General features: G+C 62.8%; 20 protein-coding genes and 1 tRNA gene. 10 read left to right on the top strand and 11 right to left on the bottom strand.

All coding sequences use genetic code 11. The annotated features are described in order from the left end of the window. Positions 1 to 16: 16 nt before the first annotated feature. Positions 17 to 2011 (bottom strand): methyl-accepting chemotaxis protein, encoded by a 1995-nt coding sequence (locus tag G7025_RS07525; RefSeq protein WP_181077794.1) that lies wholly within the window; start codon positions 2009 to 2011, stop codon positions 17 to 19. A 146-nt stretch (positions 2012 to 2157) separates the two neighbouring features. Further along, positions 2158 to 3153 carry an aldo/keto reductase gene (locus G7025_RS07520; RefSeq protein WP_181077793.1) on the bottom strand — a complete coding sequence of 332 codons (996 nt, stop codon included), beginning with the start codon at positions 3151 to 3153 and terminating at the stop codon, positions 2158 to 2160. 115 nt (positions 3154 to 3268) lie between these two features. Between G7025_RS07520 and G7025_RS07515 the strand changes: the two genes are divergently transcribed. Both G7025_RS07515 and G7025_RS07510 read left to right on the top strand, forming a co-directional pair. Next, the gene (locus tag G7025_RS07515) at positions 3269 to 4216 is read left to right on the top strand and encodes a LysR family transcriptional regulator (protein ID WP_181077791.1); all 948 of its coding nucleotides are present in this window, start codon (positions 3269 to 3271) and stop codon (positions 4214 to 4216) included. A gap of 65 nt (positions 4217 to 4281) precedes the next feature. After that, positions 4282 to 4470, top strand: a complete 189-nt coding sequence (locus G7025_RS07510; RefSeq protein ID WP_181077789.1) for a hypothetical protein — start codon at positions 4282 to 4284, stop codon at positions 4468 to 4470. A 1-nt stretch (position 4471) separates the two neighbouring features. Here G7025_RS07510 and G7025_RS07505 read toward each other — a convergent pair whose 3' ends face one another. Beyond that, entirely contained in the window at positions 4472 to 4852 is a 381-nt protein-coding gene (locus G7025_RS07505) for a fe2+ zn2+ uptake regulation protein (protein ID WP_181077788.1), read from the bottom strand. A gap of 213 nt (positions 4853 to 5065) precedes the next feature. Here G7025_RS07505 and pvdQ point away from each other — a divergent pair, with 213 nt between their 5' ends. The 3 genes from pvdQ (at position 5066) to G7025_RS07490 (ending at position 8053) form a co-directional block, all read left to right on the top strand. Beyond that, complete coding sequence (pvdQ, locus tag G7025_RS07500) at positions 5066 to 7369, top strand: bifunctional acylase PvdQ (RefSeq protein ID WP_181077786.1); 2304 nt, start codon at positions 5066 to 5068, stop codon at positions 7367 to 7369. 192 nt (positions 7370 to 7561) lie between these two features. Further along, positions 7562 to 7635: transfer RNA gene (locus G7025_RS07495), tRNA-Cys, on the top strand. 151 nt (positions 7636 to 7786) lie between these two features. Next, on the top strand, positions 7787 to 8053 hold the full coding sequence (locus tag G7025_RS07490) for a hypothetical protein (protein WP_308811960.1): 267 nt from the start codon (positions 7787 to 7789) through the stop codon (positions 8051 to 8053). Positions 8054 to 8139: 86 nt separating this feature from the next. Here the strand turns inward: G7025_RS07490 and G7025_RS07485 are convergent, their stop codons facing one another. Beyond that, positions 8140 to 8520 carry a DUF1090 family protein gene (locus G7025_RS07485; RefSeq protein ID WP_181077785.1) on the bottom strand — a complete coding sequence of 127 codons (381 nt, stop codon included), beginning with the start codon at positions 8518 to 8520 and terminating at the stop codon, positions 8140 to 8142. A 157-nt stretch (positions 8521 to 8677) separates the two neighbouring features. Further along, a complete protein-coding gene (locus G7025_RS07480) occupies positions 8678 to 8938 on the bottom strand; it encodes a hypothetical protein (RefSeq protein ID WP_181077783.1) in 261 nt (86 codons plus the stop codon). A 258-nt stretch (positions 8939 to 9196) separates the two neighbouring features. Between G7025_RS07480 and G7025_RS07475 the strand changes: the two genes are divergently transcribed. The 3 genes from G7025_RS07475 to G7025_RS07465 all read left to right on the top strand — a co-directional run bounded on the left by G7025_RS07475 (position 9197) and on the right by G7025_RS07465 (position 12085). Beyond that, positions 9197 to 9805 (top strand): LysE family translocator, encoded by a 609-nt coding sequence (locus G7025_RS07475; RefSeq protein WP_181077781.1) that lies wholly within the window; start codon positions 9197 to 9199, stop codon positions 9803 to 9805. A 345-nt stretch (positions 9806 to 10150) separates the two neighbouring features. Next, positions 10151 to 11134, top strand: coding sequence for a GlxA family transcriptional regulator (locus G7025_RS07470; protein ID WP_181077969.1), 984 nt, complete (start codon positions 10151 to 10153; stop codon positions 11132 to 11134). Between the two features lie 36 nt (positions 11135 to 11170). Beyond that, a complete protein-coding gene (locus tag G7025_RS07465; RefSeq protein ID WP_181077779.1) occupies positions 11171 to 12085 on the top strand; it encodes an ADP-ribosylglycohydrolase family protein in 915 nt (304 codons plus the stop codon). A 9-nt stretch (positions 12086 to 12094) separates the two neighbouring features. Here G7025_RS07465 and G7025_RS07460 read toward each other — a convergent pair whose 3' ends face one another. The 5 genes from G7025_RS07460 to G7025_RS07440 are packed head-to-tail and all read right to left on the bottom strand — an operon-like array spanning position 12095 to position 18521. Beyond that, entirely contained in the window at positions 12095 to 13345 is a 1251-nt protein-coding gene (locus G7025_RS07460; protein WP_181077777.1) for an NAD(P)/FAD-dependent oxidoreductase, read from the bottom strand. A gap of 3 nt (positions 13346 to 13348) precedes the next feature. Then, positions 13349 to 14920 carry an aldehyde dehydrogenase (NADP(+)) gene (locus G7025_RS07455; RefSeq protein WP_181077776.1) on the bottom strand — a complete coding sequence of 524 codons (1572 nt, stop codon included), beginning with the start codon at positions 14918 to 14920 and terminating at the stop codon, positions 13349 to 13351. A 58-nt stretch (positions 14921 to 14978) separates the two neighbouring features. After that, on the bottom strand, positions 14979 to 15926 hold the full coding sequence (locus G7025_RS07450) for a dihydrodipicolinate synthase family protein (protein WP_181077774.1): 948 nt from the start codon (positions 15924 to 15926) through the stop codon (positions 14979 to 14981). Positions 15927 to 15956: 30 nt separating this feature from the next. Continuing rightward, positions 15957 to 16883 carry a 4-hydroxyproline epimerase gene (locus tag G7025_RS07445; protein WP_181077772.1) on the bottom strand — a complete coding sequence of 309 codons (927 nt, stop codon included), beginning with the start codon at positions 16881 to 16883 and terminating at the stop codon, positions 15957 to 15959. 12 nt (positions 16884 to 16895) lie between these two features. Next, positions 16896 to 18521: an APC family permease gene (locus G7025_RS07440; RefSeq protein WP_181077770.1), complete on the bottom strand. Its 1626-nt coding sequence runs from the start codon at positions 18519 to 18521 to the stop codon at positions 16896 to 16898. A 184-nt stretch (positions 18522 to 18705) separates the two neighbouring features. Between G7025_RS07440 and G7025_RS07435 the strand changes: the two genes are divergently transcribed. Continuing rightward, complete coding sequence (locus tag G7025_RS07435) at positions 18706 to 19494, top strand: AraC family transcriptional regulator (RefSeq protein WP_181077768.1); 789 nt, start codon at positions 18706 to 18708, stop codon at positions 19492 to 19494. Between the two features lie 75 nt (positions 19495 to 19569). Then, on the top strand, positions 19570 to 21633 hold the full coding sequence (gene treS / locus G7025_RS07430) for a maltose alpha-D-glucosyltransferase (protein ID WP_181077766.1): 2064 nt from the start codon (positions 19570 to 19572) through the stop codon (positions 21631 to 21633). Between the two features lie 244 nt (positions 21634 to 21877). Here treS and G7025_RS07425 read toward each other — a convergent pair whose 3' ends face one another. Beyond that, on the bottom strand, positions 21878 to 23434 hold the full coding sequence (locus tag G7025_RS07425) for a methyl-accepting chemotaxis protein (RefSeq protein WP_409521095.1): 1557 nt from the start codon (positions 23432 to 23434) through the stop codon (positions 21878 to 21880). Between the last annotated feature and the right edge of the window lie 181 nt (positions 23435 to 23615).

Raw genomic sequence — 23615 nt, 5'->3', positions numbered from 1 at the left:
AGTGTTCAGGGCAGGATCAACGCACCTTGAAACGACTCATCAGGCTGATGACTCGACCATTGGCCTCCAGCAGGCTCTGGGTATTGTTTTCGGTGGCATGGCCGCTTTGCACTAAGGCCTCAACCATTTGTCGGATCTGCACCATGCTGCGGTTGATCTCTTCGGTCACCGCGCTTTGCTGCTCGGCGGCCGTGGCGATCTGGGTGCTGAGGTTGTTGATATGGCTGACCGAGCCGGCCATCTCATCCAGTCCGGTGTTAACCCGCGCGGTGGCATCCGCCGCTGATTGGCAACTGGCCTGGGTGTTTTCCATGGCGGCGACCGACGAGTTTACCCCGGTAGTCAGGCGCGTAAGCATCTCGTTGATCTGCGAGGTACTGGCCTGGGTGCGTGCGGCGAGGGCGCGTACTTCGTCTGCTACCACCGCGAAGCCACGGCCCTGCTCGCCGGCCCGCGCGGCTTCGATGGCGGCGTTGAGGGCCAGCAGGTTGGTCTGGCCGGCGATTGCGCCGATCACCTCAAGGGTCTCGGTGATACGCGCGGCGTCCTGGCGCATGTTTTCCACGGTGTGCGTGGCGCTGGCGACTTCACCAATCAGGGCACCGACGCTGCTGGACGCTTCGCCCACCACCACGCGCGAGCGGTCGGCATGTTCGTTGGCGCGCTGGGTGAACGCGGCCGTTTCGGCAGCGTTCTGCGCAACGGTGTCGGCGGTGGAACTCATCTCGGTAATGGCGGTGACGGTCTGATCGGTTTCCGAGGCATGCCGTACCAGGATCTGGTTGGTCTGCGCCGACGTGCGCTGCAGTTGCTCAAGGCCGGTGGACATGGCCGCCGTGGCCTGGGTGACTTCGCCAATCATGTTTTGCAGGTACACGATGAAACGATTGACCGAATGGCCAATGGCGCCCAGTTCGTCTTCGGCGCGAATGGTGATGCGCCGCGTCAGGTCGGCATCGCCGGTGGACAGCGCGTCTATGTTGGCTTTGAGCGTCTTCATGCGCTGCACCAGCTTGCGGATCGCATACGCGGCCAGCAGCACCAGCAGCAACACCATGGGGATCTGCAGCAGCGCCAGGGTGCCGAGTACGTCGTCACGCTGGGCGGTGATCAAGGAAGTGGGCAGGGCCGTGGCGAGGAACCACGGGGTGCCTTCGATGGGGCGCATATAGAAGGTGCTGGCGACGCCGCCGTTGTCGAACTCACTGCGCTGCAAACCCTGGTCGCGATGTGCGAGCGCCTTGCTGACCTGGCTGGCGAACGCCGAGGTGGCGGTGAGTTCGCTGATGTTCTTCAACACCACTGGGCTGTTCAGTCGCGTGCTGTTGCTGATGATCTTGCCGTCGCCTTCCACAATCAGCATTTGCCCGCTGATGTCTTTTTCCTTGCTGGCCACCAGCTCGTTGAAGAAGCCGAGTGTCACGTCGATGGTGGCCACGCCGTAGGCCGCGCCATCGCGCTGGATCGCCATGGCGCAGTTGGTGCGCGGCTCCTGGCTGGCATCGTCTTTATAAGCGGCGGCCCAGGCGCATTGACCGCGCGGCGAGGCCAGGCCGCCTTTGTACCAGCTTTGGTCGTAATAGTTAGGGGCAGGGTCGCTGTTCCAGAAGGTGTTGACCGCCAACTTGCCGGAGGCATCGCGGTGCCAGAACGTGCTGTGCTTATTGCGCCCCGGCGTACGCTGGTTGGGCAGCGGCCAGATGCCGCCGCCGAACACTTTGAGCTCGCCGTACTGGTCAACCAGGCCAGGCAGGACTTTGTCGATGGCATCGCTGTCCAGCAGCGCAATGGTCTGGGTAATGCTGCGTTGCTGGGCCTGAACCTTGTTCAGTTCGCCCTGGATGGTTTTCGCCACTTCGTCGATGCGGTTGAGGACCACCTGTTCTTCGGTATGGCGCAACGTGGGCGCGACCAATTGGCCGATGCCGACGATCGTCAACACGAATAACACCAGGACGAACAACACCAGAAACAGGGTATATCGGGCTTGAATGGAGCGCAGTGGGGGCATGGGATCGTCCTTACGAAGCGTTTATTGTCGACGCGGCTTTCTTGGAGCTTCGTAGGGGTATCGGCGAGGCGGGTAGGAGCTTTAGGTACGATGGTGCAAGAAAAGTCGAAGCACCGCTCAGCGACGGTGCTTCCTGGCCGGCGGTGTCAGATATCCAGCATCGCCATCACGGCCTCGGGGTAGCGCAGGCCGGCGGTTGCATCGGCCGGGAAAATCGCATCCAGCGTCGCCAGCTCTGACGGGCTCAGCACAACGGCCACCGCTGCCGCATTTTCTTCCAGATAGCGCCGCTGCTTGGTACCGGGGATCGGAATGATGAAATCGCCTTGGGCCAGCACCCAGGCCAAGGCCAGTTGCCCGGCGCTCACGCCCTTGTCCGCGGCCAGGCTGCGCACGTGTTCGACCAATTGCAGGTTTTTCGTGAAGTTGTCGCCCTGGAATCGTGGGTTGGAGCGGCGATAGTCGTCGGCGCTGAAGTCGTCCGGACTGCGCAGTGCGCCGGTCAGAAAGCCGCGCCCCAGCGGGCTGTAGGGCACGAATGCGATCCCCAGGCGCTGGCAGGCCTGCAGGCAGCCGTTGCTTTCCTGGTCGCGGCTCCAGAGTGAATATTCGCTTTGCAGCGCGCTGATCGGATGGACTTTATGGGCCCGCTCCAAAGTGGCGGCGGAGGCTTCGCTGAGGCCGAGGTAACGCACCTTGCCCTGTTTGACCAGCTCGGCCATGGCGCCGACGCTTTCTTCGATGGTCACCTGTGGGTCAATGCGGTGCTGGTAATAGAGGTCGAGGGTTTCCACGCCCAGGCGTTGCAAGGTGCCGTCGATGGAGGCCCGGATGTATTCGGGGCTGCCGTCCACGCCGCGCGAGGCGGGGGTGGCCGGGTCGCGGATGATGCCGAATTTGCTGGCCAGGAACACCTGGTCGCGTTTGCCGGCGAACGCTTTGCCGAGCAACTGCTCATTGGTATGCGGGCCATACATGTCCGCCGTGTCGAAGAAGTTGATGCCCAGTTCCAGGGCGCGGTGCAGGGTGGCGGTGGCTTCGCGGGTGTCGCTGCCGGGGCTGTAGAAATCGCTCATGCCCATGCAGCCCAGGCCAATAGCGGAGACGAGGGGGCCGTGGGTGCCAAGTTGACGGGTTTGCATCGGTGCTGCTCCTGGATGGGGTAGGGCGCCATTGTTATCCTCGACAAAAACAAGATAAACAGGCTAAAAGCGCTATCACTGTTTGTAATTTCTAAATAATCGGCGAGGAATTTCCTTGGATCGCTTCAATGCCATGCGCGTATTCACGCGAATCGTCGAACTGGGCGGCTTCGCCAAAGCCGCCGATAGCCTGCAACTGCCGCGCGCGTCGGTGACCATCCTGATCAAGCAGTTGGAAGCGCACCTGGGCGTGCAGCTGCTGCAACGCACCACGCGGCAGGTCAGTCCGACCCCGGACGGCAAGGCGTACTACCAGCGCTGCGTGCAATTGCTGACGGACCTGGAGGAAACCGAGGCGGTGTTCTCCACACGCCGACAGAACCCTCGCGGCATTTTAAGTGTGGACATGCCCTCCGGCATCGGCCGCTTGATTGTGATCCCGGCGCTGCCGGCCTTCACCGCGCGCTACCCGCAGATCGAGCTGGATATCGGCTTGAACGACCGCCCCGTGGATTTGATCCGCGAAGGCGTGGACTGCGTGTTGCGCGGCGGCGCGGCGCTGGATGAGTCGTTGGTGGCGCGGCCGCTGGCGCTGATGGACCAGTTGACCCTGGCGAGCCCGGCGTACCTGGAACGTACCGGCATGCCCGCCGATCTTGACGACCTGGCCGGTCATCACATGGTCGAGTATGTCTCCAGCGCCAGTGGCAAGCGCTTCGGCCTGGAGTTTCAGGTTGGCAACGATGTGCGTGCGCTGGATCTGCCCAAGCGGGTGGCGGTCAATAGCTCCGACGGTTACTTCGCCGCGTGCGAAGCCGGCTACGGCTTGATACAGGCCCCGTATTACCACGCGGTGCGGCAACTGGCCGAGGGCCGCCTGGTGGAAGTCCTGCCCCAGGTGGCTGTGCCAAAGATGGCCCTGACGGCGCTGTACCCGCCCCATCGCCAGTTATCGTTGCGGGTGCGGGTGTTCGTCGACTGGCTGGTTGAACTGTGTGCCGGGCCGGGCACCGGCCTGCTGCGCGAGCCGCCGGGGCAAGCCAAAGCGTTGCATCGCCTGTAACATAGCCGGCCTGCGCCGATCGTGGCCGGTCAGCGCCTTTCATTTTTCAGGTCCAGGAACTTGTCATGACTCACAAGCAACGTTTGAAATACTCGATTCTGATCGTTCTGGCGGTACTGGCGACCATGTTTGGCCTGTCGTACCTGCAGAGCACCGGCGTGATCAGCGAGAAGGCGTTCCAGACCATCGCCATCGTAGTCGCGGTGGTTGTGGTGGTGCTCAACGGCATCATGCGGCGCAAGGTCAAGCCCTGAATCAGGTGCGGCTGTCGAGCACCTTGGCGGCTTCTTCATGGAGGCTGTAGCTTTTATCCGCATTGAGGGTGATCACGCCCTCGCTGCATAGCCGCTTGAGCACTTCACGCACGCTGAGAAACGACAACGGAATGCCCAGCGCCAGCAAATGGCTGTGCACTCCGCGTACGCCGAGGCTGCGCTGGTTGTCGGCGGCGGTGAGCAGGGCGTCGATGACCTTCAGCCGAATCAGGCTGGTGCGCAGGCCGAAACACTTGAGCAGATAACGAATTCGTTGGTTGCCTTGCTGCTCCGGCGTCTTGTCGTAGGCCGGGGTGCCATTGCCGAACTTGGCGTCGGCGGCCGAGAGATGTCCGTCCGTGGGCACTTGCGGGTTGTACATGCAAAAACTCCTTATCAGAGCCTGATCAGGAAAATGATGGCGCTCTTATTCAATAAGACGAACGAGCCGGTGAAATCATGAAGCGCGGGATGTAGAAATTTCGTCGGTATCGGTTTTGTCACACTCTGCGGGCTAAATTCCGCGCGTTGATGTGCGTTCTTACGGTGGGGTGGTTGCCCCGCGTGAAGACGTTCATTTGACGGCGGAGTCGGTGTGATTATTAACAACAAGTTGTCCAGGGTATGTGCGCTCGCAGTGTTGCTGGGCGCCAGCCTGGCCGTATCGGCGCGCGAGCAGGTGACGCAGGCGCAGATCCAGCGGACCGGTTTCGGCGTGCCGCATATCCGCGCCAGCGATGAGCGTGGCCTGGGCTACGGCATCGGTTACGCCTATGCCCAGGACAACCTGTGCCTGTTGGCCAACGAGGTGGTGACGGTCAACGGTGAGCGCGCGCGCTACTTCGGCCCGGACCAGTCGACCCTGGAAGAACGCAACAACCTGGCCAGCGATGTGTTCTTCAACTGGTTGAACACACCGGCCGCCGTGACCGCGTTCTGGACGGCGCAGAGCCCACAGATCCAGCAGCGCATTGAAGGTTATGTCGCGGGCTATAACCGTTACCTGCAAGAACACGGCGCGCCGGCCCAATGCCACGGCGAGTGGGTCAGGCCATTGGTGGCCGGCGATCTGGTCAAGTTGACGCGGCGTCTGTTGGTCGAAGGCGGTGTCGGCCAATTCGCCGAGGCGCTGGTGGGCGCGACGCCGCCCAACGCCAGCGCCGCAGTACAGCCCGACGCCAAGGCCTTTGCAGTGGCCGCTGCGCAACAACAACGTTTCAGCCTGGATCGCGGCAGCAACGCGGTAGCGGTGGGGCGCGACCGATCGTTCAACGGGCGCGGCATGTTGTTGGCCAACCCGCATTTCCCGTGGGTCGGCGGTATGCGCTTTTATGAGATGCACCTGACCATCCCCGGCCAGCTTGATGTCATGGGGGCCGCGTTGCCGGGGTTGCCGGTGATCAATATCGGTTTCAACCAGCATGTGGCATGGACCCATACGGTCGACACGTCCAAGCACTTTACCCTCTACCGCTTGACCCTGGACCCCAAGGACGCCACGCGCTATCTGCTCGACGGTCAATCGATCCCCCTGGATAAAACCGCAGTGACGGTCAAGGTCAAGCAGGCCGACGGCAGCGTCAAAGAGGTGAGTCACACCCTCTACAGCTCGCAATTCGGCCCGGTGGTGCAATGGCCCGGCAAGCTCGACTGGGATGCGCATTACGCCTTCAGCCTGCGCGACGCCAACCTGGGCAACGACCGCGTGCTGCAGCAGTGGTACGCCATGAACCGCGCCACCAGCCTCAAGGCGCTGCAAACGTCGGTGCAGACCTTGCAAGGCATCCCGTGGGTCAACACCGTGGCCGCCGATGACCAGGGCCAGAGCCTGTACATGAACCTGTCGGTGGTGCCTAACGTCAGCGCGGCCAAGTTGGCCAGCTGCAGTGACCCACGCGCCGGTTTGCAGATGATTGTGCTGGACGGCGCCCACAGCGCCTGCGCCTGGGAGGTCGACCCGGATGCCGCCCAGCCGGGAATATTCCCCGCCGACCAACTGCCGCAGTTGCAACGCAGCGACTACGTCCAGCATTCCAATGACTCAGCCTGGCTGGCCAACCCGCAGGCGCCGTTGACGGGCTTCTCGCCGCTGATCAGCCAGGACCGCATCGGCCTCGGTCCGCGTGCGCGCTTCGCCCTGCAGCGTCTGCACAGCCTGGGTAATCGCCCGATAGGCGTGGCCGACCTGCGCAACATGGTGATGGATAACGAGGTGTACCTGGCCGGCCAGGTCATGCCGGATCTGCTTGAGTTCTGCGCCAAGCGCCTCGCGGCAGATGCGCAGGCCTTGCAACCCCTGTGTACCAGCCTGAAGAATTGGGACCGCCACGCCAATCTAGACAGCGGCGTGGGCCTGGTGCACTTCATCAACCTGATGAACCACCTGCAGCCGATGCCCGACGCCTGGCGCGTGGCATTCGACCCGGCCCAACCGCTCACCACCCCACGCGGCCTGGCCATTGATCGCGCACCGGTAGCCAACGCGCTGCGCGCCGCCATGCTGGCCTCCACTGCCGATGTCGCCAAGCGCGGGCTGAGCGCCACCAGCACCTGGGGGGATGTGCAACTCTCCGGGCAAACCCCGATCCACGGCGGCCCGCAGGAACTGGGGATCTACAACGCCATGCAAAGCGTGCCTCGCGCCGACGGCAAGCGTGAAGTGGTCAGCGGCAGCAGCTACCTGCAAATCGTCACCTTCGACGACCAGGGGCCCCATGCCGAAGGCCTGCTGGCGTTCTCCCAATCCAGCAATCCGGCCTCTCCCTATTTCAAGGACCAGACCCAGGCATTCTCCGGCAAAACCCTCAGCCCGCTACCGTTCACCGAGGCCCAGATCCACGCCGACCCGCAGTACCGCCAGCAGGTCATTCAGGAGTCCTCCAGCCCCGCAACTCCTTGATGCCAGGACGAAATATTTTTGAAATCAAGGGGTTGCAGGCCCCGGCAAATGAGTACATAATGGCGCCCATCGAACGCATAGAAGCTTTAAAAACTTCAATGTATTCAATGAGTTAGAGTAGAGGCAGGCTTCACGTAGCCCACTCAAGTTTGCATGCGGTGAGTGCCAGCATTAAGGGCATTGATCGTTTGAGGCCGAGTAGCAAAATGGTTATGCAGCGGATTGCAAATCCGCCTACGCCGGTTCGATTCCGACCTCGGCCTCCACTCTCAAAAGCCCCGCAGCCATTAGGCTGCGGGGTTTTTTTGTGCCTGTTGATTTTGTCAGGGCCGTTAATGTGGGCGATCCTGGAACACTGAGATCATTCAACGGTGGTACTGTCCTCGCGGCGCACTGGAGCCTGGCGAAAACCAGCGCGTGCTCACCCTTATCGTCAGCCGTCGCGGGCGTAAACCCACCGAATTAAGCGTGCCATTCAGCGACATCTTTTCCATGCGGCCCTATGTGCTCGCTGCCTATGACCGAAATGGCTATTTCAGTGTTGTGTTTCAGGGACCGAAGGACAGGGTGTACGAATACCAGTTTGCCGAGGGGACGTCTTTGGAAGAAATGGAGTTTCATGCTGCCTGGTTGCGAGGAATGATCGGCGAGCGGATGTACGAGCTGCTGAACCTGGACAAATGAACGGCGTTTCAGTGTTTGCAGAGCTCTGCGCAATTGAGCCGGTGTAACGAGAAAGCCTGCTCGGGAGCAGGCTTCTCTGTACTTATTTATTTAAACAACCCACCAATCGCGTTGATCGCGTCCGCCGCCTTGTTTACGTTCTGTTGGCGTTGCGAGCTGGTGTCCACTTGAGCTTGAGTGTTGTAAGTGGCGTTACTGCAGCTTTTATTGGTTTGCGTCAGCGCCGCCTGGAATGCGCTGGCGCGCAAGGTATCGCCCTTGGCGTTGGCGGCGTTGATGTTGGCTTGCAGGTCGCGGATTTGTTGCTGGCAGGAGCCAGCGTTGTTGGTGTTGGCGGTGTTGGTCGTGTTCGCGCCTCCCAGTGCGGTGGACAGCGCGCCGGTCAGGGCCGAGAGATCGGCGGCGTGGGCGGGCAGGGTGAACAGGCTGAGCAGGGCGGCGGCAGGTGCAAGTGTGGACAGGCGCATGGCAAACCTCAATGTTTGATTGCCTGCGCGTCAGCAGTCCCGGGCAGGCGCATGGCAATGTCCCTATGGATGAGCGCCCGAGTGGAGCCAAATGGTATGGGCTCGCATTTTGACCATCAACGCGACGTCCGCAGAACTGTGAACGAATTCACGGTTTTCATTCGGGCGGGCCATCGCTGTCGGAGCGTTTGATGCGCTGCTGTTTCACCTCTGCGGCGTAGCCGTTGAGCTTGTCCTGCTGGGCCGCCAGCAAGTCACCTATCTTTGTCAGAGTGAGTGCCTGTGCTGCGCCGCTCGCCGCCATAGCCTTGAGTTCCACCACCGACCAGCCGATCATCGCCGCTGCGTCTTCCAGGTCGTAGAACAGTTCCTGCTGAGCTGTTCGGGGTCCATTCAGGTCGTGTATCAATTCCTGCATGCGTGTCTCCGCCGTTGCGCGTCATGCCGTGGGTAAATGCCGGGCAAAGAAAAGCCCGCGATGGGGGGTGCGGGCTAAAAGGGGTGTTCACTAGGAGCTACTGGAGTCACCTTAAGCGTGCATCTGTGAAAGCTTTGTGAAACTGCATGGGAATGTGCGGGAAAAGTGTATGCCTCGATCCGCGCCTGGCTGTACGGGGTGTTCGTCGGGATAAATCACTACTGTCGTAAGCCTTCCACCCTGTTCGGATGCTTTGCGATGGTCATGTCTTCCAGTCTGCTGTCGGCCTTTGTGCTGTTTGCCTTTGTCTCTTCGATCACCCCCGGCCCCAACAACACCATGTTGCTGGCCTCGGGGGTGAATTTCGGTTTTCGCCGCTCCATACCTCATGCGCTGGGCATCAGCATCGGTTTTATGCTGCTGGTGATTGCAGTCGGGTTGGGGTTGGGCGAGGTGTTCAAGGTGTTTCCCTGGGCGTATACGTTGCTGCGTTACGTGGGGGCCGCGTATCTGCTGTATCTGGCGTGGAAGATCGCCACGGCGGGCGGCATGACCGACAGCGCTGACGAGCGCGGCAAACCCATGACGTTTCTCGGCGCCGCCGCGTTCCAGTGGGTCAACCCCAAGGCCTGGATCATGGCGTTGGGCGCCATCACCACCTACACGCCCGCCGAAGGCTACGTGACCAATGTGCTGGTCATTGCCTTGGTGTTCGCGGTGGTCAACCTGCCCAGCGTGTGCGTCTGGTTGGGCTGCGGCACCGGGCTGCGCAACCTGTTGCGTGAGCCGCGTTGGGTGCGCCTGTTCAACGGGATAATGGCCGGCTTGCTGGTTTTGTCGCTGTACCCGATGTTCCTGGCCGGCTAGGTGTCAGACCGGTGAGATGGTCGCCAGCAGGCCGATGCCGATGGTCAATACCAGAAAACCGAACAGGAAGAGTGCCATCTTGGTCATAGGACCTCCGAAGGGAAGGGAAGTGGAAACGGTGGCTATTGTCCGCCTGGGTGGTTTTTCGATACAGACGCAGATAACAAAGAAAAAACCGTATCAGATATGGCTGCCACCCCATGGTGGAGGGCGTTGAGTGCCGCCGGAATTTTCCATATCAGTGCTTGAGACAGCCGGGGCATTTGCCCCTAAGATGGCGCCCACGGCATCAACACAATAAGAGTGGGCCAACCCTCGATGGAAAGACGTCAATTCAGCGGTGGCATGAAGGGCAAGAACCTGCGCTACCTCAACGAAACCTCCCAGCAGCCGGCGTCGGTCACCCGCGTCGGGTTTCTGTTGCTCGAACATTTCTCCCTGCCCGCATTCACCCAGACTCTCGATACCCTGGTCACCGCCAACCTGCTGCGCCCCGAGCTGTTCGCCTCACGCACGTTCGGCTGCGACGAGGGCGAGGTCATCAGCGACCTCGGCCTGGTGATTCGACCGGACGCCCGCCTTGACGCCGCTGTGCTGCACGACCTCGACCTGTTGGTGATCTGCGGCGGCTTTCGTACCGAACTCAAGGCCAGTGACGACTTCATCCACCTGCTGCGCAGCGCCGCCGAGATGGGCGTGAGCCTGGCCGGGTTGTGGAACGGCTCTTGGTTTCTCGGCCGTGCCGGGCTGTTGCAGGGCTATCAGTGTGCCATTCACCCGGAGCACCGCCCGGCGCTGGCCGAGGTGTCCAAGGCCGCCAAGGTCACCAGCGAACCCTTTGTGATCGACCGCGACCGCCTCACCGCGTCGAGCCCCTCCGGTGCGTTCCATATGGCGTTGGACTGGATCAAGAGCCTGCACGGCAAGGCGCTGGTCGAAGGCATTGAAGACATCCTGGCGTTTGAAGAGTCGCGTTACCGGCGCATCAAACCGACTGAAAACATCAGCGTCAGCGCGCCGCTGCGCGAAGTGGTCAAGCTGATGGACGCCAACCTCGAAGAACCGCTGGAACTCGACCAGTTGGCAGTCTACGCCGGCCGCTCGCGACGTCAGCTCGAACGCCTGTTCAAGGAGCAATTGGGCACCACGCCGCAGCGCTACTACATGGAACTGCGCGTAACCGAAGCGCGGCGTTTGCTGCAGCACACCGAGCTGTCGCAAGTGGAAGTGCTGGTAGCGTGTGGGTTTGTCTCGCCGAGCCATTTCAGCAAGTGTTACAGCGCCTACTTCGGATACCGCCCCTCGAAAGAGAAACGCCTGATCAAGTAGCATGACCACCGTCAGGAATTTTCCCGAGGAGTGCCGATGTCGTTAACCCTGAAGGACCGCTACCGTGGCAGCTTGCTGGGCCTGGCCTGCGGCGATGCTGTGGGGACCACCCTGGAGTTCAAGCGCCGGGGCAGTTTTACGCCGATCACCGATATGGTCGGCGGCGGGCCGTTCAATCTCAAGCCGGGGCAGTGGACGGACGATACCTCCATGGCCCTGTGCCTGGCCGAGAGCCTGTTGCACAAAGACGGGTTCGATGCCCGTGACCAGATGGCGCGCTACCTCAATTGGTGGCAGTGGGGCTACCTTAGTTCAACCGGAGACTGTTTCGATATCGGCATGACCGTACGCGAGGCGCTGACGCTGTTCCAGAACACCGGCAACCCTTTCGCCGGCTCAACCGATCCCTATTCGGCCGGCAACGGCTCGATGATGCGCCTGGCGCCTGTGGTGTTGTTTTATTACCCGGACCTGCAAAACGTGCACACCTTCAGCGCCGACAGTTCCCGCACCACCCACGCCGCCCAGGAAGCGATTGACTGCTGTCTGGTGCTGGCGCAGACCATCTGTAATGCCCTCGGCGGCGCGTCGAAAGCGAAGGTGTTGCAGTTGGCCGAAGTACCGTTGATGACGCCCAAGGTGAAGGCTATTGCGGCGGGAGAGTACCGTGACAAACCCGGCGCGGAGATTGTCGGCTCGGGCTATTCGGTGGCTTCCCTGGAAGCTGCCTTGTGGTGCTTTCATCACACCGACAGCTATGCCGATGCAGTGCTGGCGGCGGCCAACCTGGGCGATGATGCCGATACCACCGCCGCCATAGTCGGTCAATTGGCCGGCGCCTATTACGGGCTCACGGCGATCCCGTCCGAATGGCTAGGAAGGTTATGGATGGCGGATGAAATCCAGGCGATGGCCGACGGATTGTTCAACGCCGCAGGTCATCCGGCCTGACACTCGCCGCTAAAAACGCTCCAGCCGATAAGGCGCCAGGGCCGGCAACCCCGCTGGCATCGGCGTGCCTGCCGCCAGCCCGGCCACCAGCTCCGCCGTCACCGCCGCCTGGGTCAAGCCCAGGTGCTGATGCCCGAACGCCAACAGTACCTTGCCGTCAGCCACCCGATCGATGATCGGCAGCGAGTCGGGCAGCGACGGCCGAAAGCCCATCCACGGGGTCGCACCCTTGACGTCCAATTCCTCACGGAACAGGCCGTGGCTCAACCGTTGTAACTGCCAGGCGCGCTGCATATTGGCGGGGCGTTCAAGCCCGGCGAACTCCACCGTACCGGCCAGCCGCAGGCCGCCGGCCATGGGGGTCATGATAAATTTACGCTCCAGGGAGGTCACGGCGAACGGCAGGCGCTGATGCTCATGGGGCAGCATCAGGTGGTAGCCGCGCTCGGTGTCCAACGGCACCTGTTTGCCGGTCAGCGCCGCCGTCAGGCTGGCCGAATGCGCACCGCAGGCAATCAGCGCCTGACGCGCCAGCAGCGGCGCCTGGTCGGTGAACAGGCAGACGCCTTCGGCATCGACTTGCCCGCTGACCACACGGCGCTGGAGAAACTGCACGCCCGCAGCCTCGGCGGCGCTGACCAGTTCGCCCACCACCTGGAACGGGTCGAGAAAATGCCCGGTGGCCGGGAAAAACAGTCCCCCTAGCAGGCGTTCGCTCAACTGCGGCGCCGCTTCGCGAATCGCCTCGGCAGGCCAGAATTCCACCGGCACGTTTTGTTGCTGCATTCGATGCTGCAACGCTTGGATATCCGCCCGCGACTCAGCCCGTTCGAACACCAACAGTGAGCCGTCCTGGCGCATCAGCCGCGTCCGCTCCAGGCTGGCCAGCAAGCGCTGCCAGGCGCCCAGGCTATGCTCGTTGAGCGCACGAAGGCCGGCCACCGTGCGCTGGTAAGGCGCCGGGCGCAGGTTGAGCAACAGGCGCGTAAACCAGGGCAGGGCGCGGGGCAGGTAGCGCCAGTCCAGACGCAGCGGGCCCATGGGGTCCAGCAGCATGGCGGGCAAGCGCTTGAGAATCGAGCGGTCGGCAATCGGAAACACCTGCTCGGTCGCCAGGTGCCCGGCGTTGCCATAGGAGGCGCCCATGCCTGGCGCCTGCGGGTCGACGATTACTACCTGGCGGCCCTGACGCGCCATTTGCAACGCGCAGGCCACGCCGATAATGCCGGCGCCGACCACCACGATATCCGTACGGTTCATCGGCTAGGCCTCTCTCTGCCCGTCGAGCAGCCGCCGCAGCAGCAGCGGGTTGTCATGCCGCAGTGCTGCAGGCAGCAAGGCGTCAGGGAAGTCCTGGTAGCACACCGGCCGCAGGAAGCGCTGGATCGCCGCCGTGCCCACTGAGGTGGTGCGCGAGTCCGACGTGGCTGGGAACGGCCCGCCATGCACCATGGCGTCGCACACTTCCACGCCGGTCGGCCAGCCGTTCACCAGCAGGCGACCGGCCTTGCGCTCCAGCAACGGCAACAATGAGCGGGCGTCAGCCAGGTCGGCTTCGTCCAGATGCAGCGTGGCTGTGAGCTGGCCTTCGAGGTGCTCGCTGACCTGACGCACTTGCGCGCTGTCAGTGCAGGCGATCACCAATGAAGTCGCGCCGAACACTTCGGCCTGGAGTGCCGGGTTGGCCAGGAAAGCGTCGGCCTGGGTAACACACATACGCGCCTGGCCCTGGTTGGGGCCCTGCGCGGCTTTGCCGGTGGCGGCGACCTCGGCATGGTCGGCCAATGCGCTCGCGCCTCGCTGATAGGCCTGGAAGATTCCAGGGCTGAGCATCGTCTGCGCGGCGCAGTGCTGCAGTGAGTCGCTCGCCACCTGAACAAAGCGCTGCAATGCCGGCCCTTGAATGGCGACTACCACTCCGGGGTTGGTGCAGAACTGCCCGGCGCCCTGGGTCAGTGAGGCAACAAACCCCTGGGCCAGCGCGTCACCGCGCGCCGCCAGTGCCGCTGGAAACAGGTACACCGGGTTGATCGAACTCATTTCCGCATACACCGGAATCGGCTCCGGGCGTGCCTGGGCGGCACGACACAACGCCATACCGCCACTGCGCGAACCGGTAAAGCCCACGGCCTTGATGCGTGAGTCGCTGACCAGCGCAATGCCCAGGTCATAACCGCTGTCGTAGAGCAGCGAAAATACCCCCTCCGGCAGACTGCACGCCGCCACCGCCCTGGCAATGGCGCGGCCCACCAGCTCGCTGGTGCCGGGGTGTGCGTTGTGCGCCTTGACGATCACCGGGCAACCGGCGGCGAGCGCTGAGGCGGTATCGCCGCCGGCCACGGAAAAGGCAAGGGGGAAATTACTCGCGCCGAACACGGCCACCGGGCCCAGTGCGATGTGGCGCTGACGCAGGTCCGGGCGCGGCAAGGGCTCGCGTTCGGGCTGGGCGCTGTCGACCCGCACATCCAGCCACTCGCCGGCACGCACGGTGCGCGCGAAGGTACGCAGCTGGGCGCAGGTGCGGCCGCGCTCACCTTGAAGACGCGGGCGTGGCAGGCCGGTTTCGGCAGCGGCGCGCTCGATCAACACGTCGCCCAAGGCTTCGATTTGCTCGGCGATGGCTTCAAGAAATGCCGCGCGAGCCATCAGCGACGTTTCTCGATAGGTATCGAACGCTGCCCACGCCAAGGCGCAGGCCTGCTCGACATGCGCAGCATCGCCGCCCGCGTAGGCTGGCTCCAGCGGCGTGTCGGTGGCGGGGTTGATGGCGCGGAATGCGGTGCCGCTGCCGCGCAGAGGATGCTGACCGATCAGCATTTGGCCCGTCAAAGTCATAGGATCGTCCTGGAAAATAGGAAGGGCCGCCGTGCCGATCACGGCGGCGCGTGCGCACTCAGGCGCGGTTCTGCTCGGCCGACCAGTTGGCGTACCACTGGCGAAACAGTGCGAACTGCTGCTCGGCGTAACGCCGCTGAGCCTCGCTGAGCACGTCGGTCTCATTGAAGTGCAGGTCGTAGCCCTTGTCGCCGTTGAGCACCATCAGGTGCTTGTAATACAGCACCAGGTCGCAGCCCTCATCAAACGACGACAACACCGCCAGGGCGCTTTCCAGTTCGCGGGCCAGGCGCCGGGCCTTGGCATCGCCCTTGGCCGCCTGTTTGCTCAGCGCCACCAGGTGCAGCACTTCTCGTGGCAGCGCGTTGCCGATGCCGGTGATGGCGCCGGTGGCGTTACAGTTGACGAAGCCATGCACCACCTGGGTGTCCACGCCCACCATCAGGGTTACGCGGTCGTCCTGGGAAGTGATGTGTTCGGCGGCATAGCGCAGGTCCGCGCCACCGCCGAATTCCTTGAAGCCGATCAGGTTCGGGTGTTCGCGGCGCAGTTCGAAGAACAGCTCGGCGCGGGTGGCGAAGCCGTAGTAAGGGCTGTTATAGATCACGGCCGGCAACTCGGGCGCAGCCTTGAGGATTGCCGAGAAGTGCGCCTTCTGTGCGGTGGCGGATGCGCCACGCGACAACACGCGGGGAATCACCATCAGGCCGTGGGCGCCGACGTGGGCGGCGTGGGCGGCGTGAGCCACCGCTTCGCGGCTATTGACCGCACCCGTACCGACAATGGTCGGCACTCCAGCCGCCACTAGCCGCGCCACGCCTTCCTGGCGCTGGGCTTCGGTGAGCAACGGCCAGTCGCCCATGGAGCCGCAGTACACCACTGCGCTCATGCCGGCTTCGATCAGTTCGCGGCCTTTAGCGACCAGTGCGTCGAAGTCAGGTTGGCGCTGGGCGGTGCACGGGGTCATCAGGGCAGGGATGCAGCCGGTAAAAATGTTGTCGCTCATGGTTGTACTCCTTCAAGTCAAATGGGGGGCTCAAATGCCCCAGGCGAAAGGGTCTTGCTCGTCGATCAGCAGCACGCTGTCGGCGGTCATATAGGCGCGACCGGTGATAAAGGGGATGACGCGCTCGCCCTCCCACTCGTACTGGCCATTGAATTGGCTGCCGGTGATGCTGGCCTGGGTCCATACCTGGCCGGGCCTGAGTGTTCCATCGGCGGCCAGGCAAGCGAGTTTGGCGCTGGTGCCGGTGCCGCAGGGCGAGCGGTCGTAGGCCTTGCCGGGGCACATCACGAAGTTGCGACTGTCGGCGTGGGCGTCGTCGGCGAACAGCTCGACATGGTCGATCAATGCGCCGTCGGCACCGTGGATACCCTGGTTTTCCAGGGCCTTGAGCATCGCCCAGGTGTACTCGGTGATAGCGTCGACGTTATCCATCTCCAAGGCCTTGCCATGTTCGCTGACCAGGAAAAACCAATTGCCACCCCAGGCGATATCGCCCTTGACCACGCCGTGGCCCGGCACGTCCACCGGCACCTGTTGGCGAAAGCGATAAGCCGGCACATTGCGCAGGGTCACCGCGCCGTCTTCGTGCAATGTCGCCGCTACCGGGCCTACCGGCGTGTCGATGGTGTGCACCCCCGGTGCGATACGCCCCAGGTGGTGCAGCGAGTTGACCAGGCCGATGGTGCCGTGGCCGCACATGCCCAGGTAGCCGGCGTTGTTGAAGAAGATCACGCCGCAGGTGGCGCCTGGCGTAACCGGCTCGCAATACAGCGCGCCGACCAGTACATCGTTACCACGCGGCTCCAGCAGGCAGGCGCGGCGCCATTGGTCATGCTCGCTGCGTAAGCACTCCAGCTGCGCGGCGATACTGGCGCCGGTCAGCGACGGGAAGCCGCTGAGTACCAGGCGCGTAGGTTCGCCGCCGGTGTGGGAGTCGATCACATGCAATCGTTTCATCAGTCGCTCCAATCAGTGCGTGGCCGGGGCCATTGCGGGTCGGCCTTGGTGCTCGTCGATCGTTTCGCTTTCATCGGCTTCTTGTTCCAGCCGCACCCGGTGCGCCGGCACGCCGGTGGCGGCGCCCCAGTAATAGATACCCAGCGCGCACGCCGCGACCACCAGCGTATCGAGCGGGTGACCGATGGCGCCGATGCCGCCGAAGGTGCCGAGTTTGGAGAGCAGGATCATCACCGCGTAGAAACCGATCAGCCACGCTGACGAACGCACTTGTTGCGCCAGATTGAGGTGCGCGGTCGGCACCCAGCGCGCGCAGAGCAGGTAGATCGCAAACATCAGGATTTGCAGGCCGAGCAGCCACGACACGGTGCTCCAGCCCGACCAGTACACGATCAGCGCGGCGATGATGAACGACACCGGGCCGAGCAAAGCCATGCCCTTGACCCGGAACGGCCGGGCCATTTGCGGTGCGTTGCGGCGCAGTGCGGCGACGGTCACCGGGGCCACGGCGTAGCTGAGGATCAGCGCGGCCGACACCACATTGATCAGCGCCTCCCAGGACGGAAACGGCAAGGTCCAGAACACCGACAGGCCAAAGGTCAGCCACAGCGCCGGGCGCGGGATGCCGGATTTTTCATCGATACGCGTGAAAATCCTGAAGAACGTGCCGGTCTGCGCCCAGCCATACACCACGCGCGGCGTGGCGTTCATGTAGATATTGCCGCAGCCGCTGGGGGAGATCACCGCATCGGCCACCACCAGGTACGCCAGCCAACCCACGCCCAAGGCCAGGGCAATGTCGCGATAGGGCAACGCCAGTTGCCGGCTGATCCCGGCCCAGCCATCGGCAAGCATCTCTGTGGGCACGCCGCCCAGGAATGCGGTTTGCAGCAGCACATAGATGGCGGTCGATAACAGCACCGAAAGGATCAACGCGATCGGGATGGTGCGCTGCGGGTTTTTCACTTCACTGGCCACCGAGATGATCGGCGTGAGGCCCAGGTACGCAAAGATCACCCCGCCGGCCGACACCGCCATCTCGATGCCCGACAGGCCGAATGGCGCAAAACCATGCACCTGGAAATTCCCCGGTTTGAAGAAACTGAACAACACGCCGATCACCAGCAGCGGCACGATGAACTTGAACACGCTCACCAGGTTGTTGGCGATGGCGAAGGTTTTGACGCTGCGGTAGTTGAGCACGAAGAACAGACACAGCAGCGCGAACTGCACCAGCCAGCCCAGGGTGGTGGGGTTGCTGGAGCCGGCCTGGGTCAGTTCCGGAAACCACGCCGCCGCATATTGACGCGACGCGACCACTTCAATCGCGACCAGGCTGGAGAATGCGATCAGCGTGATAAACCCCATCAGGTAGCCCAGCAGCGGGCCGTGGGAGTACACCGGGTAGCGCACCACGCCGCCGGCGCGGGGCAGGGCGGCGCCCAGTTCGCAGTAGACGATGCCCAGCAGCAATACGGCGAAACCGCCGATCAACCAGGAAATAATGCCCGCCGGGCCCGCGATCGCGGACACATGGCTGGCTGCGAACAGCCAGCCCGAACCGAAGATGGCCCCCAACCCGATAAAGGTAAGGTCCATCAGTGAGAGCTGTTTCTTGAACTTGCCTTGGCCTGACATAGCGGCGCCTTCTTGTGAGTTATTGGAGAGGCATGCAGGGGTCTACAGTGAACTCACCGGCGCGCCGGGGATTGATGTTTTGCGCCGCCATCGATGACGAAATCGGCATAATTTGCCTGGCTCGACAGTGCGTCGGGCATCGGGCAATCTGCTACGCGTCCAAGGCGCCGCCGGAGAGATGACCATGCTGCACAGTGCATTTGCGAGCCTTTGCCAGGGCGAGGCGGCCAGTCGCCCCGACAGCCTCGAACAATTGGTGAGCGCTGCCGCACAGCTGTTGCCGATGCTCGACGTGATCCCCAACGCCGCGATCTTTATCAAGGATGTTCAGGCGCGCTATGCCCTGGCCAACCGCACGCTGGTGCAGCGCTGCGGCCTCAGGCAGCTGCGACCGCTGCTGGGCAAGACCAGCGCCGAAGTGTTCCCCGCGCAGCTGGGACCGGGGTATACCGAACAGGATCGACGGGTGCTGGAAGACGGTTTGGTGCTGGAAGACCAGCTGGAGCTGCACCTGTACGGCAGTCGCGAACCGGGCTGGTGCCTGACTCATAAATGGCCGCTGTACAACCGGGCCGGTGCGATCATCGGCCTGGCCGGCATTTCGGTTGACCTGCAATCGGCCAGCGAAACCCATCCGGCCTACCAGCGCCTGGCCGCCGTCGATGAGCATATCCGCCGCCACTTCAGCCGACGTGTCACCCTGGGCGAACTGACGCGCATCGCCGGCATCTCCGTGGCCCAGCTGGAGCGCTACTGCAAGCGGGTGTTCAACCTGACGCCGCGCCAGATGATCCAGAAAGTCCGCCTGGAACACGCACACCGCCTGCTGCACAGCGAGCTGCCCATTACTGAGGTGGCCTTGCAGTGCGGCTATACCGACCACAGCGCATTCACGCGGCAGTTCAAGGCGTCCACCGGGTTTACGCCACGCCAGTATCGACAGGCGACGGGGGGAGGGCCCGCGTTGGCGTGATTGCGATGCAACGAATGGCGCCCGTGCCCCTCATATGCTTACGAGCCACTTTTTACGACGACAGGTATCAAGCTTATGACGGCGGCGGACAACACCCATGTGAACTGGCTGGTAGAACAATCGATGCTGCACGCGGCGCGTCAGCGCGCCAAGCTCTATTCGGGGCAAGGTCGGTTGTGGCAACAGCCCTATGCACAGACCCGGCCGCGCGATGCCTCAGCCCTCTCATCGGTCTGGTTCACCGCATACCCGGCCTCGATCGTCACCCGCGAAGGCGGTACGGTGCTGGAGGCACTGGGGGATGAGAGCCTGTGGCATGCACTGTCGAAAATCGGTATCCAGGGCATCCACAATGGCCCGCTGAAAAAATCCGGAGGCCTGAACGGTACGCAGCACACGCCGACCATCGACGGCAACTTCGACCGCATCAGTTTCGAGATCGACCCGCAATTGGGCACCGAGGCGCAGTTGCAGGCGCTGACGCGCATGGCCGCGGCGCATAACGCGGTGATCATCGATGACGTCATCCCGTCCCACACCGGTAAGGGCGCGGACTTTCGCCTGGCCGAGATGGCTTACGAAGACTACCCCGGCCTCTACCACATGGTAGAAATCCGCGAAGAAGACTGGCCGCTGCTGCCCGAGGTGGCGGCGGGGCGTGATGCGCAGAACCTCAGCCCGTTGCAGGTGGATGCTCTGCGCGACAAACACTACATCGTCGGCCAGTTACAACGGGTGATCTTCTTTGAGCCCGGCGTCAAGGAAACCGACTGGAGCGCTACGCCGGTGGTGGTGGGCGTCGACGGCAAGCCACGCCGCTGGGTGTACCTGCATTACTTCAAGGAAGGCCAGCCGTCGCTCAACTGGCTGGACCCATCGTTTGCCGCGCAGCAGATGATCATCGGTGATGCGTTGCACGCTATCGACGTGATGGGCGCCAAGATCCTGCGCCTGGACGCCAACGGTTTTCTCGGTGTGGAGCGCAAGCTTGAGGGCGGCGCGTGGTCCGAGAGCCACCCGCTGTCGATTACCGGTAACCAGCTGATCGGCGGCGCGATTCGCAAGGCCGGCGGCTTCAGCTTCCAGGAGCTGAACCTCACCGTGGATGACATCGCTTCCATGTCCCACGGCGGCGCCGACCTGTCCTATGACTTCATCACCCGGCCGGCTTACCAGCACGCGCTGTTGATGGGCGATGCCGAATTCCTGCGCCTGATGCTGCGGGAAATGCACCGCCAGGGCATCGACCCCGGTTCGTTGATCCACGCGTTGCAGAACCACGATGAATTGACCCTGGAACTGGTGCACTTCTGGACCCTGCATGCCCACGACAGCTTCCTCTACCAGGGCCAGACCTTCCCCGGCAACATTCTGCGCGAGCACATCCGTGAGCAGATGTACGAGCGCCTGACCGGCGAGCACGCGCCCTACAACCTCAAGTTCGTCACCAACGGCGTGTCCTGCACCACCGTCAGTATCATCACGGCGGCACTGGGCATTCGTGACCTGGAGGCCATCACGGCGGCGGATATTCAGCAGATCCAGCAGATCCATCTGTTGCTGGTGATGTACAACGCGATGCAGCCTGGGGTGTTTGCGTTGTCCGGCTGGGATCTGGTGGGCGCGCTGCCGCTGGCGGCCGATGAGGCTGCGCACCTGATGCAGGACGGCGATACCCGCTGGATTCATCGCGGTGCTTACGATCTGGTGGAATTGAACCCGGAAGCGCAACTGTCCGCAGGCCAGATGCCGCGTTCGAGAAGCCTGTATGGCAGCCTGAATCACCAGTTGCAGGACCCGCAATCGTTCGCCTCGCAACTGCAGAAAATCCTCGCGGTGCGCCGCGCCTATGACATTGCCGCCAGCCGCCAGATCCTGGTGCCGGACGTAGAACACCCTGGCCTTTTGATCATGGTCCACGAACTGCCTGCCGGTAAGGGCACGCAGATCACCGCGCTGAACTTCGGCGCCACGCCCATCACCGAAACCCTGCACCTGCCCAACATCGCACCCGGCCCGGTGGTGGACATCATCAATGAACGGGTCGAAGGCGATCTGACCGAGGACGGCGCGTTTACCATCACCCTGGATGCTTACGAGGGCCTGGCGCTCCGGGTGGTCAGCAGCACGCCGATGTAGGGGAGAGGGGCGGTGCGACGATTCGACTTGCCCCCGATAGCAGTGGGTCAGTCAGCCTATTTGCCACTGACACACCGTCATCGGGGGCAAGCCCCCTCCCACTGTTGATAGTCATCGCCTGGGCTGGATCATCTGAGTCCTTAACTGAATGGCATTAGGGCAAGCCCCTCCCACATTCCCGCTCACCACAAAAAATGCCCAATAGGCCCGCAGGCGCCGGGCCGTTGGGATCTTCCTGACGGCATCAGACCACGAAGCGATTGACCAGCTGATTCAGGTTCGCCGCCAGCTTCGACATTTCGCCGCAAGCGCTGGCGGTCTGGCTGGCGCCGGCGGCGCTTTGGGTCGCGAGCTCGCGGATGCTCACCAGGTTACGGTCCACCTCACGCGCCACATGGGACTGTTCTTCCGAGGCGGTGGCGATCAACATGTTGCGTTCGTTGATCTGGATGATTGCCGCCGCAATCTGGTCCAGCGAGCTGCTGGCTTCCTGGGCCACGCCGAGGGATTCGGTGGCCAGTTCCTTGCTGGTGCCCATGGCCTTGACCGCGTCGTCGGATTCGTTCTGGATCGCCGCGATCATCTGCTCGATCTCCTGAGTCGACACCTGGGTGCGGTGCGCCAGCGCGCGGACTTCATCGGCAACCACGGCAAAACCGCGGCCTTGCTCACCGGCTCGTGCAGCCTCGATGGCGGCGTTAAGGGCCAGCAGGTTGGTCTGCTCGGCAATTGCGCGGATCACTTCCACCACTTTGCTGATGCCTTGGGCGCGGTTCGACAGGCCCTGAATCTGCTCGCTGGTGTTGTCCACGTTGCCGGAGAGTTTCTCGATGGAGCGCAGCGTCTGCGTGACGCGCTGCAGGCCGACTTCGGTAAAGCCCTGGCTGCGCTTGGATTCCTGGGCGGCGGATTCGGCGTTGCGCGCCACTTCATCCACCGCCGCGCTCATTTCGGTGACCGCCGTGGCGGCCTGGTTCACTTCATCGTTCTGCGACACCAGGCCGCGACTGGACTGTTCGGTGACGGCGGTCATCTCTTCGGAAGCCGAGGCCAACTGAGCGGACGAATCGGAAATCTGCAGGATGGTGTTGCGCAGGTTGGTCTGCATCTGCGACAACGCTTTCAACAGCCGGCCCGCTTCGTCCGTACCGTGCACGCTGACCTCCTTGGACAGGTCGCTGTTGGCGATACGCTCGGCCACCGACAGCGCATCGCCAATGGGCGAGGTGATGCTGCGGGTCAGCAGGAACGCGAGGCCGGCGGTCATCGCCATCACCAGCACGATCAGCGCAATCACCAGCCAGGTGCCGGTGGTGAAGGTGTCCGTGGCGGCTTGCCCGGCTTTCTCTGCACCCTCGTTGTTGTAGTCGGTGAGGGCCTTGATCTCGCCTTCCATGGCGTTGGTCAGTGGGCGAATGCCATTGGCGACCAATTGGACGATGGCGCCCGTGTCACCTTGCTTGAGCAACGGTTCAAGGGCGTCCAGCTGTTTGGAGTAAGCGTCAGCCGAGGCCTTGGCGGTTTGAAAGAGCGTCCGTTCCTGATCGCCGGAAATAAGCGGTTCATAGCCGGAGAACGCATCGGCGAAGGCCTTACGGTAGCCAGGGAAGTCAGCCACGGTTTTCTGGATTGTCTGAGGGTCGGCCACGGCTCGCTGGGTTTCCAGACGCAGGCGCAGCACTGTGGCGTTCATCATCGCGGTTTGCCGGATGCTCGCCATCCAATTGAGCTCCACATCCTTCTCTGCGTCGCGCAACTTGCCCATCTGCAGAATGGCGATCACGCCAAGTACCAGGACCAGGACGATGATCGCGGAAAAAAACAGCGCGGCACGGGGAGCGAGATTCAGGTTTCTCAGGCGCATGGGGCGTACTCATAGAGATGGAAAGCAGGCAGGTCATAAACCGTATCGGCCACGCGATACAAAGTTGAAGGCAAGGAGACGATCGGTAGAAGGGGGAGTGTAGTCGGGAAATCGAGCG

It is taken from the genome of Pseudomonas lurida (assembly GCF_013522705.1).
Classification (GTDB): Bacteria; Pseudomonadota; Gammaproteobacteria; order Pseudomonadales; family Pseudomonadaceae; genus Aquipseudomonas; species Aquipseudomonas quebecensis.
The sequence above is the reverse complement of the archived record's forward strand: the minus strand, read 5'-3'. Positions and strand labels throughout refer to the sequence as shown.

Coding starts and splice junctions, on each gene's coding strand:
- G7025_RS07525 (WP_181077794.1), bottom strand. CDS start 2,011: ATGCCCCCACTGCGCTCCATTCAAGCCCGATATACCCTGTTTCTGGTG.
- G7025_RS07485 (WP_181077785.1), bottom strand. CDS start 8,520: ATGCGCCTGTCCACACTTGCACCTGCCGCCGCCCTGCTCAGCCTGTTC.
- G7025_RS07480 (WP_181077783.1), bottom strand. CDS start 8,938: ATGCAGGAATTGATACACGACCTGAATGGACCCCGAACAGCTCAGCAG.
- G7025_RS07435 (WP_181077768.1), top strand. CDS start 18,706: ATGCTGCACAGTGCATTTGCGAGCCTTTGCCAGGGCGAGGCGGCCAGT.
- G7025_RS07520 (WP_181077793.1), bottom strand. CDS start 3,153: ATGCAAACCCGTCAACTTGGCACCCACGGCCCCCTCGTCTCCGCTATT.
- treS (WP_181077766.1), top strand. CDS start 19,570: ATGACGGCGGCGGACAACACCCATGTGAACTGGCTGGTAGAACAATCG.
- G7025_RS07505 (WP_181077788.1), bottom strand. CDS start 4,852: ATGTACAACCCGCAAGTGCCCACGGACGGACATCTCTCGGCCGCCGAC.
- G7025_RS07440 (WP_181077770.1), bottom strand. CDS start 18,521: ATGTCAGGCCAAGGCAAGTTCAAGAAACAGCTCTCACTGATGGACCTT.
- G7025_RS07445 (WP_181077772.1), bottom strand. CDS start 16,883: ATGAAACGATTGCATGTGATCGACTCCCACACCGGCGGCGAACCTACG.
- G7025_RS07455 (WP_181077776.1), bottom strand. CDS start 14,920: ATGACTTTGACGGGCCAAATGCTGATCGGTCAGCATCCTCTGCGCGGC.
- G7025_RS07475 (WP_181077781.1), top strand. CDS start 9,197: ATGGTCATGTCTTCCAGTCTGCTGTCGGCCTTTGTGCTGTTTGCCTTT.
- G7025_RS07450 (WP_181077774.1), bottom strand. CDS start 15,926: ATGAGCGACAACATTTTTACCGGCTGCATCCCTGCCCTGATGACCCCG.
- G7025_RS07465 (WP_181077779.1), top strand. CDS start 11,171: ATGTCGTTAACCCTGAAGGACCGCTACCGTGGCAGCTTGCTGGGCCTG.
- G7025_RS07460 (WP_181077777.1), bottom strand. CDS start 13,345: ATGAACCGTACGGATATCGTGGTGGTCGGCGCCGGCATTATCGGCGTG.
- G7025_RS07510 (WP_181077789.1), top strand. CDS start 4,282: ATGACTCACAAGCAACGTTTGAAATACTCGATTCTGATCGTTCTGGCG.
- G7025_RS07470 (WP_181077969.1), top strand. CDS start 10,151: ATGAAGGGCAAGAACCTGCGCTACCTCAACGAAACCTCCCAGCAGCCG.